The following is a 15,100-nucleotide window of genomic DNA, read 5'->3' as shown; positions in this document are numbered from 1 at the left end:
GAGAACGCAAACCTTTATGGCGTTATTCTGCAATACGAAATAAGTTAGCGCCGCAGGCCTGCACCAGTTCGTGGTCGTGGGTGGCGAACAAAACGACGCGATCTTGTGCCCAGGCTTGAAAGTACTTGGCGAGTACGGTACAGGCGCCGGCATCCAGACCATTGCTGGGGCCGTCTGCCACGATGACTTTTGGGTTGCCCAACGCAGCCGCCGTCAAAAATACCTTGCGGCGTGTGCCGGTGGACATTTGCTCGAAGCGTTTGTCCAGGTGGGGTTCCAGCCCCAACTCGTAAGCAAACCCAAGTATGTCGTCGTTAAGGGCCACCTGCTTTTCGGTGGCCACCTGTTCCAGCAATCCGCGCCCTGTTTGCATAGGAAAGAGCAAGCAGTCCTCTGGTACATAAGCGACATGGGCTTTGAATGGCTGAGGAGCCTGGCTGAGCGAATGCTCGTCTATCCAGACGTCGCCTGTCGTGGGAGCGAGCACGCCGGCAATAATGGCCAACAGGCTGGATTTGCCTGTACTGCTTTCTTCACATAGTGCGACGCAACCGGGCTGGAAGGTGTGAGTCAGCCCCTGGAAAACAGGGTGGTCGTCGTAGCGCAGGCTCAAGTTTTCTACACGTAACATGGTTTGCCGTTATGCCTTGTCGGTAAGCGCAGCAAGGCCAGCCTGCGCGATTTTTGCGTCGTCGCTGGATTTCACCCCCGAAACGCCTATGCCGCCGATGACGTGCCCATCGAAGAGAATGGGCAGACCGCCCTCCAGCATGCCGCCAAGATTGGGTGCCGATAAAAATGCCGTACGGCCTTGGTTGATCATTTCTTCAAAAATGAGGGTTTCTTTTCTGCCTATAGCGGCCATATTGGCTTTGGCGCTGGCCAGGCCGGCTGTCATGGGAGCGGCGCCATCTAGGCGCACCATGCCCAATAGGTGGCCGCCATCGTCAGTGATGGCAATTGACACTTTCCAGTCGTTTTGCAGGGCATAGGCTTTTGCGGCGGCAAGAATGTGCTGGGTTTGGTCACACGATAAAACAGGCTTGGTTTGCATGGCGGACTCGGTCAAAAATCTGAAGAAGGTTCGCCGCACAGGATACCTCGACCTGTCCGCATTCGTCTCGTGTTTTGCCATCAGGCGCCGCAGGACTTCAATTCCTATACAATTCTTCGGGCAATGCACGCATATTCATGCCGCTAGCTTGGCGGCCATTCAGGCGCTGTACATGTCCGATATTTCCCCACGCAATAAGGCCGCTCCTAGCCAGGACGGTCCCGACTACGATTTCTCCGAGCAAGTCGGGCATTTGTTGCGGCGCGCTTATCAGCGCCACACGGCCCTGTTCCAGCAGCTCATTCCCGATACCCAACTGACCGCCGCTCAATTCGTGGTGCTGTGTTCCATTCGCGATGTGGGGCCTTGCTCCATGAGCGAAATCGTCAAGCGCACCGCTATAGATCAGGCTACCGTGCGCGGCATTATCGAGCGGTTGAAAACACGCAAATTATTGGTGGTTCGTCACGACGAATCCGATAGGCGCAAGGTGTTGGTCAGTCTTACTGACGAAGGGCAGGAGCTGGTCACGCACGTCGTGCCGTTTGCCTTCGAAATCAGTGAGCGCACGTTCGTGGGCTTTAATCCTGCCGAACGTATGGCTTTACTGTATTTGCTTCGTAAGATGTGTGAGGGGGAAGAGGGTGCTTGAGCTTGCGGCTTGCAAGGGTAGTCGAAACGTTTTTCAATGCCTTCAAGAAAGAATATTTGAAGCGTACACACTCGGTTTTTGAAAAGGCCTCCTCACGGAGGTCTTTTATTTTTTTAACGAATTTTTTAATTGAGTGTTTACTCAATAGCGTAATTTATAAGGGGAAAGCTGTGAAATGTAAAAATCTGCTGAACAAGGGTTAATCCTATGTGTAACCAGGTTTACGCATGTTTTTTACATGCGTACACTTGAATTGGTGTATTTCTTATAGACGTGGCGCCACGCCCGCTTGATGGCAAAAAGCGCCTTGAAGAGGATAGATCATGAAAAGTATTCAGTTCTATTCCGCACTTATCGGTGCGGCATGTTGTGCCTCCTTCGCTACCGCCGCGGTAGCGCAGGAGACAATCAAGATCGGTGAAATCAACAGCTATAAAACGCAGCCTGCCTTCCTAGGGCCCTACAAAATGGGCATGGAACTTGCCATCGATCAAATCAACAAGGCCGGCGGCGTTAACGGCAAGCAGCTCGAACTCATCATTCGCGACGACAACTCCAACACGGGCGACGCAGTGCGCGCTGTTGAAGAGCTCTACACGCGCGACAAGGTCGACGTCCTTACCGGTACGTTCTTGTCGCATACGGGCTTGGCCGTTACCGACTACGCCAAACAGAAAAAACGCTTCTTCCTGGCTGCCGAACCGCTCACCGACAAGATCACCTGGGCCGACGGCAACCGTTATACCTTCCGTCTTCGCGCCTCCACCTACATGCAGGTGGCCATGTTGGTGCCCGAAGCCGTAAAAATGAACAAGAAGCGTTGGGCGGTGGTCTATCCCAACTACGAATACGGTCAATCGGCAGTTGCCACCTTCAAGAAACTCATGAAGGAAGCTCAGCCTGACATCGAGTTCGTTGCAGAACAAGCGACGCCTTTGGGTAAGATAGACGCGGGTAACGTGGTGCAGGCCCTGGCCGATGCCAAGCCCGAAGCACTGTTCAACGTGCTTTTCGCCGCCGACTTGGCCAAGTTCGTGCGGGCAGGCAATCAGCGCCACTTCTTCAAAGATCTTGATGTGGTCAGCTTGTTGTCTGGCGAGCCCGAGTACCTTGACCCCCTCGGTGCCGAAACGCCCGTAGGGTGGGTGGTCACCGGTTATCCCTGGTATGCCATCGACACCCCCGAGCACAATGCCTTCTTGAAGGCCTACCAAGAGAAATTCAACGACTACCCCCGTCTGGGTTCGGTCGTGGGCTATGGCGCCATTCTTTCTCTGGCTGAAGGCATCAAAAAAGCCGGCTCGACCGATACCGAAGCGCTGATCGAAGCCTTCCGTGGCCTGGAAGTGCCCAATACGCCGTTTGGCACGGTCACCTACCGCGCTAACGATCACCAAGCCACCTCCGGTGCTTTCGTAGGCAAGTTGGCGGTCAAAGACGGTAAGGGCGTCATGGTCGACTTCAAATATGTCGACGGTGCCGACGTGCAACCTACCGACGAAGAAGTGCGCAAGCTGCGTCCTGCTCAAGACTGATGCTCACCCCTGCCCGGCACGCGCTCCTTCAGCGCGCCGGGCACTCTGGTCTGGAAAGTTATGGATTTCTCTGGTTTTATTGTCCAGTTCATGAACGGGCTGGCCGAGGCGTCGTCGCTGTTTCTTGTTGCAGCCGGCTTGTCTCTTATTTTTGGCGTTACGCGCATCGTCAACTTTGCGCACGGCTCCCTGTACATGTTGGGTTTGTACGTGGCTTACACCATGGTGCAAACGCTGGGCGACTCACCCATGGGCTTTTGGTTTGGCTTAATTGCTGCCGCCTTGCTCATAGGGGCGCTGGGCGCTCTCATAGAAATCGTGCTACTGCGCCGTATTTATCGCGCTCCCGAACTCTTTCAGTTGCTGGCAACCTTTGCCTTGGTGCTGGTGTTCAACGACGCCGCCATGTGGTTATGGGGCCCTGAAGACTTACTCGGCCCGCTGGCTCCGGGGCTCAGCGACTCCTTCCCCATACTAGGGCGTTATTTCCCTAAATACGATTTGTTCCTGATTTTTGTTGGGCCCATTGTGTTGGGCCTGCTGTGGCTGCTGCTCACGCGCACGCGCTGGGGTACCTTGGTGCGCGCAGCCACCCAAGACCGCGAGATGCTGGGGGCGCTGGGTGTCAACCAGGCTTGGCTGTTTACCGGCGTGTTCGCGCTGGGTGCGTTCCTGGCTGGTCTGGGCGGTGCCGTGCAGCTTCCACGCATCCCCGCCAACCTTACGCTAGACATCAGCGTAATTGGCGATGCTTTCGTTATTGTTGTGGTCGGTGGCATGGGTTCCATCCCGGGTGCCTACGTGGCGGCATTGCTTATCGCCCAGTTAAAGGCGCTCTGTATTGCCTTGGGTAACGTCGAAATCTTCGGCATGACCTTTGCCTTCCCGAAACTGACGCTGGTCGTCGAGTTCGTATTCATGGCCATCGTATTGGTGTTCCGTCCGTGGGGCTTGTTTGGCCGCATGCAGGGGCATAGCCGCAACTCGGCCCCCATAGAAGCGCCGCTGCGCCCGGCAGGCTCGGGTTTCAAGATCCTGGCCCTTGCCGTGGTGGCGGTGTTGGCTGTCATACCCTTGCTTAGCGAATGGATGCCTTACGCACCGGTGCTGCTGCTGGACATCATCATTGCCGCACTGTTTGCTGTCAGTCTGCACTTCATGATGGGCCCCGGTGGCATGAACTCCTTTGGTCATGCCGCGTACTTTGGCTTGGGGGCTTATGGGGCTGCCTTGCTCATCAAGGCAGCCGCGCTTTCCATGGGGCTCTCCATTGCGCTGGCGCCTATCGTTGCCGGTATCGCGGCGCTGGTGTTTGGCTGGTTCTGCATACGGCTATCGGGGGTCTACCTGGCCATGCTGACACTGGCTTTCGCCCAGATCGTATGGTCCGTGGTTTATCAATGGGATGACTTCACGGGCGGCTCTAACGGCCTAATCGGCATCTGGCCCGAGCCCTGGCTGCAAGGTAATAACTATTATTACTTCAGCCTGGCCGTGGTCTTGTGCGCCATTCTGGTGTTGTGGCGCATTCTCTACTCACCCTTTGGCTACGCCATGCGAGCCTGCCGCGATTCCGCATTGCGTGCCGATGCACTGGGCATCAACGTCAAGCGCGTGCAGTGGATCACCTTTATTTTGTCCGGTACTTTTGCCGGCCTGGCGGGTGCCTTGTTCGTATTTTCAAAGGGCGTGGCTTCACCCGAGGTCATAGACATCGCGCGTTCGGTGGATGCTTTGGTTATGGTGTTGCTGGGTGGTGTGCAAACCTTGGTCGGGCCTATCGTGGGCGCCGCAACCTTCAAGCTCCTGCAGGATTACTTCCTTGGGCTCACCCAGTATTGGCACGCGCTGTTCGGCGGCGTCATTCTGTTGCTGGTGCTCACGTTCCCGCAGGGTATCGCCGGCTTCTTCCGGCAACTGTTCGAACAACGGCGTAACCGCCGCACGACCGCCTTGCAGGAGAAAGCGGCATGAGTTTGTTGGAAGTCCGTAATCTCAGTAAACACTTTGGCGGCAACAAAGCTGTCGACCAAGTCAACTTCGACATTCAAGAAGGCGAACTGCTGGCCCTGATCGGCCCGAACGGGGCGGGTAAAACCACCACCTTCAATATGGTGGGCGGGCAGTTGCCGGCGTCTTCGGGTTCGGTCAAGTTAATGGGCAAAGAGCTTGTCCGCATGGCGCCACGCAAGATTGCCCATATGGGGGTAGGTCGCACCTTTCAGATCGCCGCTACGTTTGCCTCCCTGACTGTGGTCGAGAACGTGCAAATGGCTTTGCTCTCGCACGAAAAAAAGATTTATTCATTTTTTTCGACGGCCTCTACGCAGTACCGCGATCGCGCGCTGGCGCTTCTGGCGCAGGTAGGTATGGACGAGCAGGCCGACAGACCTTGCAGCGAACTGGCCTATGGCGACGTCAAGCGGGTAGAGCTTGCCATGGGTTTGGCCAATGAACCCAAGCTGCTGCTCATGGACGAGCCTACTGCGGGCATGGCCCCCAAAGAGCGCAACGACCTGATGGCGCTGACCAAGCGCTTGGTTATCGAGCGCAATATGGCGGTGCTGTTCACCGAGCACAGTATGGATGTGGTGTTTGCTTACGCCGACCGCATGCTGGTGCTGGCGCGTGGGCAAATCATAGCCGAGGGCGGTGCCGAAGACATCCGCAATCATCCCAAGGTGCAAGAGGTCTACTTTGGGACAGGTAAAACCTTTGAAAAGAATGCTGAAAAAGTATGACGCAAACTGCTAACACCACTCTGTTGCGAGTAGAGGACCTAAGCGCCTGGTACGGGGCTGCACACATTTTGTTCGGTGTTTCGCTGGATGTCCGACGTGGGGAAGTCGTGGCTTTGATGGGTCGCAATGGGGCGGGTAAAACCACTACCCTCAAGAGCATCATGGGCTTGATGTCCAAGTGGAAAGGCAAAGTCGAGTTCATGGGGCAAACGATTTCGGGCAAGCAACCGTTCGAGATTGCTCGGGCCGGCTTGGGTTTTGTGCCTGAAGACCGCCGTGTTTTTACCGACCTTACCGTTACCGAAAACCTGGAAGTCGGACGCCAGCCGCCACGCACATGGCCTGACGGTAGCCCCGCTCACACCTGGAAGCCCGAAGACTTATACACGCTCTTTCCCAATCTCGGGGCTATGCAAGACCGGCCCGGCGGGCAAATGAGCGGGGGCGAGCAGCAAATGCTCACTGTCGCCAGAACCATGATGGGCAACCCTTTTTTGGTGTTGCTGGATGAGCCCTCGGAAGGCGTGGCACCCGTCATCGTCGAGCAAATGGCGCACATGATTCTGGCCCTTAAAGAACAAGGCGTCAGTATTCTGCTCTCCGAGCAGAACGTGCACTTTGCCGAACTGGTGTCAGATCGCGCATATGTGCTGGAAAAAGGCCAGATTCGTTACACCGGGTCTATGGCCGAGCTGGCAGAGAACGAAGAGGTGCGTCGGGCCTACTTGACGGTGTAAGCCCGCTTTTGTGGGCACATGCTCTATGCAGTACCCCATGACGGCGCCGCTCTCAGGCGCCGTCAGTGTTTTGGTGCCGCGCGCAAAGCCTTGATTTTTTCTGGCAGATCTTCCCAGGCGGGTTGGTCGGGAGCAAAGCGCTGGCGCATGTATACCAACAGGTCTTCAAGCTGCTTGTCGTTCAGGCTGTCCTTGAAGCCGGGCATATAGCCCATGCTGGGCAGTGCGGGTTCTTCCACGCCATGCAGCAGCACCTGGATGACGTTGTCCGGTAGTTGGCTATGCAGATTGGTGTTAAGCGCCAAAGAGGGGCGTGCGCCGAATAAGGGCGGGCCGTCCCGGCTGTCGTGGCAAACGGCGCAGGCGCCTTCGAATAGGCGTTCACCCGGCAATAGCATGACGGCCTCATTTTCCCGACTGCGCTGTTCTAACAGCGCGGCTTGTTGGGCCTGGCTGGCTGTGTTGCTATCGGGGGCGGCTAGCGTTGCCAGATAATGCGCCATCGCCCGCACGTCCTCGTCAGGCAACTGCGACAAACCATGCACCACAGGCGCCATAGGGCCCGCAGCTACGCCGTGCAAAGGCGAATAGCCCGTGCGCAAATAGGCATAAAGGCTGGCTTCCGTCCAGGGAATCGGCGCTTTGGAAAGCGCATTCAGCGCGGGAGCTTCCCATCCGTCAATCACATTGCCGGCCAGGAAATGCTCGCCTGTTTTTTCCGCGCCCAAGGCGTTGCGCGGTGAGTGACAGGCGGCGCAATGGCCAGCGCCCTGCACAAGATAGGCGCCGCGGTTCCACAGCGTGGTTTGCGTTGTGTCAGGCACATAAGGCTTGGGGTCGTGATACAGCAGATTCCAGCCTGCCAGGGTAGGCCGCAAATTGTAGGGAAAGGCCAACTGCGTTTCGGGCGGCTTGTAGGAAACAGGCTCTTGCGTCATCAGATAGGCATACAGGGCTTGCATGTCTGTGTCGCTGATTTTGGCAAAGGCGGTGTAGGGAAAAGCGGGATACAAATGACGCCCGTCTTGGTGGATGCCTTGCCGCATGGCGCGCTCGAAAGCGGCGTAGCTCCAGCTGCCGATACCAGTTTCAACGTCGGGGGTGATATTGGTGGTGTAGACGGACCCGAAGGGCGTATCAAGGGCCAAGCCGCCGGCATTCTCCTGGCCGCCTTTAGCTGTGTGACACACTACGCAATCCCCCGCAATCGCCACCAGGCGGCCACGCGCGATAGCTTGCTCGGAATAGATAGAGGTGTCGACGGCGGCCAATGGTGCAATGGCAGGGCGCCAGGGCATAGCGGTCAGCAGCACGCCCCCAACGGCGGCAGCCGCACCCCCTAGCCAGGCCAAGCTGCGTTTCCAGGAAAAGGCTTTGCTGTCGCCTTGCAGCAGTTGGCGCTGTAAAGCTTGGGTATCGAAAGGCGCCTGCCTGATGCGTATGCCGGTAGCTTGATGAATGGCATTGGCGATGGCCGCCGCCGCTGGCAATTCGGCGCCACGATGCCAGAACAGAGGTTCGGCTGGCGCCGTGGGCACCGATGGCTGAGCCAGTTGAATAGACGTTGATTGAGCGTTTGAGGACGCGTCTTCGGAGGCGCCCCCCCAACTATCGTAACTGGGCGAGGCTTGCAGCCAGCGCGTGGCGCTGCCGCGAATATGGTCTTCCAGCGTTTGTCGGGAGCTTGGCTCGGTGTCCAGGCCGCGTGCATCGTGGCCCACGGTAAGGCCGGTAAGCTGGATAGCGCCGCTTTGCGGGTCTACCGCCACGTCGGCTACCCACGCCGACCAGACTTGGCTGGGGGGCTGTTTGGTGTCGTCAACAATATGCGCATAGGCAAAACCACGGCCTTGGCCTGGTTTGGGTGCCTGCCCTGCCCAGTCGGCGCGTTCGGCGACAGACCTTATCAGTGCGCGTCCCGTGTCATCTTGAAGCTCGTCCAGCCTGGCTTGCAAAGGGTCTTGGCTTTGATCGCGCCAATATTCGTCAAAAAAAGATTCCCGGGCGAATACCTGGACGGCCAGCGTATCGTCGTTGCTGGTGTGTGATGTCAGCGTGACTGAGGTGAGCGCGCCTGAGTCGGCCTGCTCGTTAAGGGTGTCTGGGCTTAGCCTGATGCCGGTAGGGATGGTGTGCTGCAAGCCGCACAGCAAGGCGGCTACCGAAGGGCGCCAGGCTTGGGCGTAAGGGCCTTGTGCCTGATAGAGCGCCGCGCCAGGGGCGCCGCGCGCTGCCCACTGTATTTGGAGATCGCTGGATAAGGTGTCGGCTTGCGCTTGAACCCGTACCGCACGGCCTGTGTGTCGGCTGAGCAGGGCAGCATCGACTGCCGTATCGTAGGCGTCGCCCTCTCTCCAGGCAAAGATATGCACAGCGCTGGGAGCAAGCTCGCACAGTTGCGCGAGTTCGTCGCGTAGCTTTAGGCTGTCAGCTACGCTGGCCCATACGCTCAGTTGCTGGCCGTCGTATTCGGCAATCGCGCAGGCCGGCTTGCCGGCAGCGTTGGCTTGCCACCCGTAGCTACGCTGAAAAGCGGGGGCGCCACTGGATGAAGCTTCAGTAGAGGCGCCTGCGCCGGGCAGTGCTGTGTGTGAGCTTGCCTGAGCATCGACAGGTAGCTGCCAGGTGGCGTCTAGCAGGCTACAGGCGCGTTGTGCTTGTTGGGGTTGAGAGGCGACCACTCCTACGAAGTCGCCATGCCGCACTACGCTGACCACCCCGGTAAGCTGAGCGGCTTCCGTATCGTTCAGTTTGGCTAAACGGGCACCGGTATAACGCGCCCCGTCCCATTGCATCAAAGGTGGGCGCAGCACAGCCCCATGCAAGGTGCGCCAAGTAGCGGGAACAGGGGAGGACGATGATGCGACCTGCAGGCCGGTCGGCGTTGACTTCATGAATGGCGCTCCGCCAGCTGCCTGACTGCCGCCAGGATCTCCATGTGCGTGCCGCAACGGCACAGGTTGTACTTGAGCTCGCGGCGTATCTGTTCTTCGGTGGGGTGTGGGTTGCGATTGAGCAAGGCTTGTACGGTCATGATCATGCCATTCAGGCAGTAGCCGCATTGCGCAGCCTGTTGATCGATGAAAGCTTGTTGCACGGGCCCTGGCGCTTCGGCAGTACCCAGCCCTTCCAGTGTGGTGACTTCGTGCTCAAGCACGGCATGCACGGGTAGCACACAGGAACGCGCGGCGACGCCGTCTACCAGCACCGTACAGGCGCCGCATTCGCCCAGGCCGCAACCGAACTTAGGCCCATTCAAGCCTAGATCGTTACGCAAGACATATAGCAGTGGCGTGCCGGGGCTAACGGTGACGGTATGGGTTTGCTGGTTGACGCTGAGCGTCAGGGGCGTGCTACGGCTCATGGTGGAAGTACCGCGGTAAAGACAGTTTGCCTAGAAATATAGTGTGTACGCTCTATGTGTGGGCAAGGAAGGTCTTGTTTCCCGGCCACTTGCCGGTGTTTTCAATGATAACTTGCTGCAGTGCGTTCATTGAATTAAGTGTTTTCATGGTTTTCCCCTATCTCGGTAGGGGGCTGGTCGATAGGCCTTTATGTGGCGCGTCGATTGGAGTAAGGTGGGAATATCACGTACACATTTGATGCGCGGCGTATGCGCCCACATCAGGGCAGGAATGCCATGCCAACCGAACTTTTACCCAAAACTCTTTTCAGCCGCTTATGGCAAGCCGAAGGCGCCATTTTGGTGCTTAGGCCTGCGGCCAGTGCCCCCAAGCCGGCCCCGCGCCAACCTGGGCTGGCCTCTGAATACCGTCAGCCTTACGACGACATTTTCATCGCCATGCTGGCGCAAGAGCAACGCGTCCTGGCCTTTAATGGTCACGTCGACCTGGGTACCGGGGTGCGTACCGCCTTGGCGCAAATTGTGGCCGAAGAGCTTTATCTGCCGCTTGATGCCGTACAGATGTTGCTGGGCCACACCTCGGCAACGCCCAATCAAGGCCCTACCATTGCCAGTGCCACCATCCAGATTTCTTCCATGCCTTTGCGTCAGGCGGCAGCCGTTGCCCGGCAGTTCTTGCTTGATAAAGCGGCGGCTGCATGGGGGCTGGCGGCAGATACCTTGCTTATAGAAGAAGGCGGGCGCATCTGCGCGCCTGACGGGCGTAGCACGCTTTACTGGCCACTCTTTCAGGCAGAGCATCACCGTCTGCCGCATTCCGATCAGGTTCAGCTTAAACCGGCTGCTAGCTATACCTTGGTCGGGAAGCCCGCCAGCCGTGTCGACATTCCCGCCAAGGCTACGGGTCAGCTGGTCTATGTGCACGACGTGCGCGTGCCGGGAATGTGGCATGCGCGAGTCGTGCGCCCACCCTACGTAGGCCGAGACGCCGGCCCCTTCGTCGGCAAAAGCTTGATTTCGGTAGACAAAACCTCTGTTGCGCATATCGCACCAGAAATAGAAGTCGTGGTGCTTGGCGATTTCGTGGCGGTGGCGGCACCCAGAGAAGAACAAGCCATCGCAGCCGCGCAGGTGCTTAAGGTCGAGTGGCAAGCACCGCCCCCGCTGATCGATCTGCAAGACCTTGACGCAGCCGTGCGCAGCCAACCCTATACCGAACGTGTGCTGCGCGAACAAACGGAAGCACCGCCCGAGGTGCAGGCTGGGGTGCAGTTGCATCGCACCTATATCTGGCCGTATCAAATGCATGCCTCCATTGGCCCATCGTGTTCCGTAGCCGATTACGGCGAAGATGGCGTACGCGTTTGGTCGGGCACTCAAAACCCCCATATGTTGCGCATCGAACTTAGCCGTTTGCTGCAAGAAGACGAAGGGCGCATAGACATCGTGCGCATGGAAGCCGCTGGTTGCTATGGCCGCAATTGTGCCGACGACGTCTGTGCCGATGCCGCGCTGGTTTCACGTGCCATCGGTAGGCCGGTGCGGGTTCAGCTCACCCGAGAGCAAGAACATGGCTGGGAGCCCAAAGGGGCCACTCAACTCATGGACGTGCAAGGGGGGCTGGACGATCAAGGTGGGCTGCTTTCCTACGATTTCACGACGTGCTACCCCTCCAACGATGCGCCCACCTTGGCCCTGCTGCTTACCGGCGTAACCTCTGCCGAACCGCGTATGTTGGAAATGGGCGACCGCACGGCTGTTCCGCCTTATCGCTATCCCAATATGCATATCGTCTGCCACGATATGGCTGCCATTGTGCGCTCTGCCTGGTTGCGGGGCGTCTCCGCTTTACCCAACTCGTTCGCGCATGAATCTTTCATAGATGAGCTGGCCTTCGAGGCGGGCAAAGACCCTGTGGATTTTCGTCTGGCCAACCTAGACGACGCCCGTGCTCGCGACGTGCTGCAGGCAACTGCGCGCCATGCGGAATGGGTGCCCGGCACCCGGGGTTCACGCGGAGAGCCGGATGCACAAGGGTGGATGCATGGCCGAGGGGTTTCATATGCCAGATACATACACAGCCGCTTTCCGGGCTTTGGCGCTGCGTGGGCGGCTTGGGTGGTTGACCTTTCTGTGCATGCCCAGACCGGCCAGGTCAAAGTGCAAAAAATCGTCGTTGGCCAGGATACGGGCATGGTGGTCAACCCCGACGGCGTGCGGCATCAGATTCATGGCAACGTCATACAGATGTTGGGCCGCACGCTAAAAGAGCGAGTCAGCTTTGATGAACAGGGCGTTACGGCACTGGAGTGGGGGGCCTATCCGCTGGCGACTTTTGTTGATATTCCGCCCATAGAGGTGCTGCAGATTCCTCGCCAAGACGAGCCCCCCATGGGGTCGGGCGAGTCTGCTTCGGTGCCGGCCCCCGCAGCTATCGCCAACGCCTTATTCGACGCCACGGGGCGGCGCTTTTATGAAGCACCGTTTACCCCTGATGTGGTACTGATGGCGCTAAGACAGGCTACGTGGCGTCCGGCTTCTACCGCAGTGGCGCATTAAGCCGGCTTACATCACCGAATAAAAAAGCTTATGGCACCAAAGCCAGGCCCACGCGCACCCTGGAACTGTTGTCTTTGTTGTATTCCAGCAGGGTTTCGCCGTAGCCCTTGAAATACTGTACGTACAGATAGCCGTTCATATTCAGCGGGGTGCGGCGCAGGGGCCAGGCGGCTTCAAGCTGCACAGCGTTGCGGCCCGCCTTGCCCTGACGATACATGCCCCCAAGAACCAGGCCATCATCTTGCGCCCACCTCAGTTTCCAGTCGACCCGGCCCGCGTAGTCAGCATAATCAGGGTTCTCTGAGATGGAGAAATAAGATTTTACGCGCGGGGCAAAGGTTAAGGTGCTGCCCCCGGTAAAGCGGTAATTGAATTCGGGCTGAATGAATGCGTTGTTCAGCGAACGTGAGTCATCCCCGCTTTTGCCGTTTGATTTGTGCTCGACACCCGCAGCCAGGCCTAAGAACGCGCGTTCTTGTTCCGAGGCCAGCAGTTTGTCTTGGCGCCAGAACAAAGAGGGGTTGTAAGTGGTGTCGACAAAGGGCTTGGATGTGCCCTCCAGATCCCATAGTGAAGTCTGCGTGTAGCCCAGATAAAAGTGATCTATGAACCTGGGCTCGGCGTCTTTGCCGGAGTTAAACAGACGGTACTTGAAGCTGATCTGGAAGCGGGCGTGAGTGCCCTCCGTGCTGCCCAAGGCAAAGTAAACGGGGTCGAGAGTAGAGATGGCGTTGCGGAAATTCTCGAAGGCGGGATTAAGCGCTGATGGAGTTTTGGTGCCGCCACCGTCTACAAGAGGCGGTTTGTCTTGTACTGGGCTGCTGGCCGCAGCATAGGCTAATTCAGAGCTGGCAGCTGTGGTGTCCAGCGCCAGCAAATGATCTTGCCCGGGCACGCGCACAGTAAGCAGGCCACCCAATTGCTCGGGTAGTTGGGTTTCCCAGCGCAGCGCCGCAAAATTATTGACAGGCAGTTCGATCAAGTCGGGCGAAGAAACCAGCTGTGCTTGGCCCTGGGCGGTACGACCATCGGGGGATTGCCAAACCAGGGGTAGGGTGGCCTCTGGTTTCCACGAAAGTGCGTCGGTGCCGTCGTTGAAAAGAATGGCTTTAATCACGACAGGCTTGCCGGGTTCGGGGGTTTCTATTTGATAGGTAATGCCGGCTAAGGCTGGCGGCGCACTGCCCAACAGGCAGGCACCTAGAAAGAGAGTGCTAAGGCGCAAAGCTGGCATGAATGTCCTCGTGGCTGGCTCGGCAAACTAAAGCGACAACTTTAGCATTGCGAGTAGAAAGCGTGCACTGAGGGCCCTGTAAGCGCTTGCTTAACAAAGACTGTGCCGGCCGGGCAACACAGATGCCGCGAGCAGGGTAAAATGCGGTGCCTCGCTATCGCAGCGAGGCTTGCGCGTCAGTAGCTCAGTTGGATAGAGCACGGGCCTTCTAAGCCTGAGGTCGGGGGTTCGAACCCCTCCTGACGCGCCACTTTCTCTTGCATATCGAGCCTTTGATCTTGCTCAGGGGCAGGTAGCAAAAGCCAAGCTCAATCCCGTTGCTTATTAAGCCGCCGAAATTTGAGCTTTAAGGGGTAGTATCTATGACCGCCTTGAGTTGGCTCAGGTTTTCTTCGAGCACTCGCAAGGATTCATGAAGCCCCACAGCCTGATTCTTCTTGACTTCGATTCGCTCTAGAGCATGTAAGCCAAAGTCCGCCAGAATCTCGGCGATTTCATCAGTCGTTTTTGCGCCATCGGCCTTAAACCACCACGCAGTCCAGTTGCACATGCCTATGATGGCAAACGCAGCGACCCGGGCATTCACAAGGCGAAAGCGACCAGAATCCACGCCGCGCTGAATCACATCTGTGAATTTTTGAAGCAAAATACGACGTGCAGACTCAGCGATTTTTCGTTGATTATCAGGTAAGGAGCCTTCGGCTTGATCCACCACTCTGAATTGAACCGGATGCAGCAGAATCAGTTTTGCGTGCTGACGAACCAGTTCACGTAATGCTTCTTCCGGTTCCTTGCTTTTTTCCACGACTTGCGATGCTAGTCTTTCTGCGACGATGGTCAAACCTTCGGTGAGGCTGCCAAGGATCTCTTCTTTGTTCTTGAAATAGTAATAGAGAGCCGAGCGCGAAATTTCCAGTTCCTGGGCGATATCCTGCATCGAGGTGCCTTCGTAGCCACGCTTGATGAATAGATTCGATGCGGCCTCAAGAATTGCCTGCGGCACAACATTCGTTTTTGACGATGGTCTAGCCATAATCGTGTCCGGGAAAACTAAAATTTTAACATAAGTGTCAAATTTCCGACAAAGTAACAGTTAAATGTGTCTGCCGCTCAGTATGTTTACGACCTTGCTTGATGGGAGATTGCAAGACACGCGAAAAAATTTTTATCCCAAACTGACACTTATGTCAGTTTTTAGTCTATTATGTAAAAACGTTCTGCAAA

12 protein-coding genes and 1 tRNA gene are annotated in these 15,100 nt (G+C 57.2%); 7 read left to right on the top strand and 6 right to left on the bottom strand.

The window, feature by feature from the left end:
* Positions 1–22 precede the first annotated feature (22 nt).
* Both H0484_RS12065 and H0484_RS12060 read right to left on the bottom strand, forming a co-directional pair.
* On the bottom strand, positions 23–631 hold the full coding sequence (locus tag H0484_RS12065) for an ABC transporter ATP-binding protein (protein WP_226954889.1): 609 nt from the start codon (positions 629–631) through the stop codon (positions 23–25).
* Positions 632–640: 9 nt separating this feature from the next.
* Positions 641–1,054: a GlcG/HbpS family heme-binding protein gene (locus H0484_RS12060; protein WP_226954888.1), complete on the bottom strand. Its 414-nt coding sequence runs from the start codon at positions 1,052–1,054 to the stop codon at positions 641–643.
* Positions 1,055–1,226: 172 nt separating this feature from the next.
* Between H0484_RS12060 and H0484_RS12055 the strand changes: the two genes are divergently transcribed.
* The 5 genes from H0484_RS12055 to H0484_RS12035 all read left to right on the top strand — a co-directional run bounded on the left by H0484_RS12055 (position 1,227) and on the right by H0484_RS12035 (position 6,719).
* Positions 1,227–1,706: a MarR family winged helix-turn-helix transcriptional regulator gene (locus H0484_RS12055; protein WP_226954887.1), complete on the top strand. Its 480-nt coding sequence runs from the start codon at positions 1,227–1,229 to the stop codon at positions 1,704–1,706.
* 323 nt (positions 1,707–2,029) lie between these two features.
* Entirely contained in the window at positions 2,030–3,241 is a 1,212-nt protein-coding gene (locus tag H0484_RS12050) for an ABC transporter substrate-binding protein (RefSeq protein ID WP_226954886.1), read from the top strand.
* Positions 3,242–3,301: 60 nt separating this feature from the next.
* Positions 3,302–5,215, top strand: a complete 1,914-nt coding sequence (locus tag H0484_RS12045) for an ABC transporter permease (protein WP_226954885.1) — start codon at positions 3,302–3,304, stop codon at positions 5,213–5,215.
* Positions 5,212–5,982 carry an ABC transporter ATP-binding protein gene (locus H0484_RS12040; protein WP_226954884.1) on the top strand — a complete coding sequence of 257 codons (771 nt, stop codon included), beginning with the start codon at positions 5,212–5,214 and terminating at the stop codon, positions 5,980–5,982. Before H0484_RS12045 ends, H0484_RS12040 begins: the two co-directional genes overlap by 4 nt.
* Positions 5,979–6,719, top strand: a complete 741-nt coding sequence (locus H0484_RS12035; RefSeq protein ID WP_226954883.1) for an ABC transporter ATP-binding protein — start codon at positions 5,979–5,981, stop codon at positions 6,717–6,719. Before H0484_RS12040 ends, H0484_RS12035 begins: the two co-directional genes overlap by 4 nt.
* 62 nt (positions 6,720–6,781) lie before the next feature.
* On the opposite strand, the gene H0484_RS12030 is transcribed toward H0484_RS12035, so the two are convergent.
* Positions 6,782–9,613, bottom strand: coding sequence for a molybdopterin-dependent oxidoreductase (locus H0484_RS12030; RefSeq protein WP_226954882.1), 2,832 nt, complete (start codon positions 9,611–9,613; stop codon positions 6,782–6,784).
* Positions 9,610–10,083 carry a (2Fe-2S)-binding protein gene (locus H0484_RS12025; protein ID WP_226954881.1) on the bottom strand — a complete coding sequence of 158 codons (474 nt, stop codon included), beginning with the start codon at positions 10,081–10,083 and terminating at the stop codon, positions 9,610–9,612. Before H0484_RS12025 ends, H0484_RS12030 begins: the two co-directional genes overlap by 4 nt.
* 276 nt (positions 10,084–10,359) lie before the next feature.
* Between H0484_RS12025 and H0484_RS12020 the strand changes: the two genes are divergently transcribed.
* Positions 10,360–12,642 (top strand): xanthine dehydrogenase family protein molybdopterin-binding subunit, encoded by a 2,283-nt coding sequence (locus H0484_RS12020; RefSeq protein ID WP_226954880.1) that lies wholly within the window; start codon positions 10,360–10,362, stop codon positions 12,640–12,642.
* A gap of 28 nt (positions 12,643–12,670) precedes the next feature.
* Here the strand turns inward: H0484_RS12020 and H0484_RS12015 are convergent, their stop codons facing one another.
* Positions 12,671–13,876, bottom strand: coding sequence for a phospholipase A (locus H0484_RS12015; protein ID WP_226954879.1), 1,206 nt, complete (start codon positions 13,874–13,876; stop codon positions 12,671–12,673).
* A 173-nt stretch (positions 13,877–14,049) separates the two neighbouring features.
* On the opposite strand from H0484_RS12015, the gene H0484_RS12010 reads away from it, so the two are divergent.
* Positions 14,050–14,126, top strand: a tRNA-Arg gene (locus H0484_RS12010).
* 96 nt (positions 14,127–14,222) lie between these two features.
* Here the strand turns inward: H0484_RS12010 and H0484_RS12005 are convergent.
* The gene (locus H0484_RS12005; RefSeq protein WP_226954878.1) at positions 14,223–14,909 is read right to left on the bottom strand and encodes a TetR/AcrR family transcriptional regulator; all 687 of its coding nucleotides are present in this window, start codon (positions 14,907–14,909) and stop codon (positions 14,223–14,225) included.
* Positions 14,910–15,100 lie beyond the last annotated feature (191 nt).

The organism is Mesopusillimonas faecipullorum, from assembly GCF_020539505.1.
Taxonomy (GTDB): Bacteria; Pseudomonadota; Gammaproteobacteria; order Burkholderiales; family Burkholderiaceae_B; genus Mesopusillimonas; species Mesopusillimonas faecipullorum.
The sequence above is the reverse complement of the archived record's forward strand: the minus strand, read 5'-3'. Positions and strand labels throughout refer to the sequence as shown.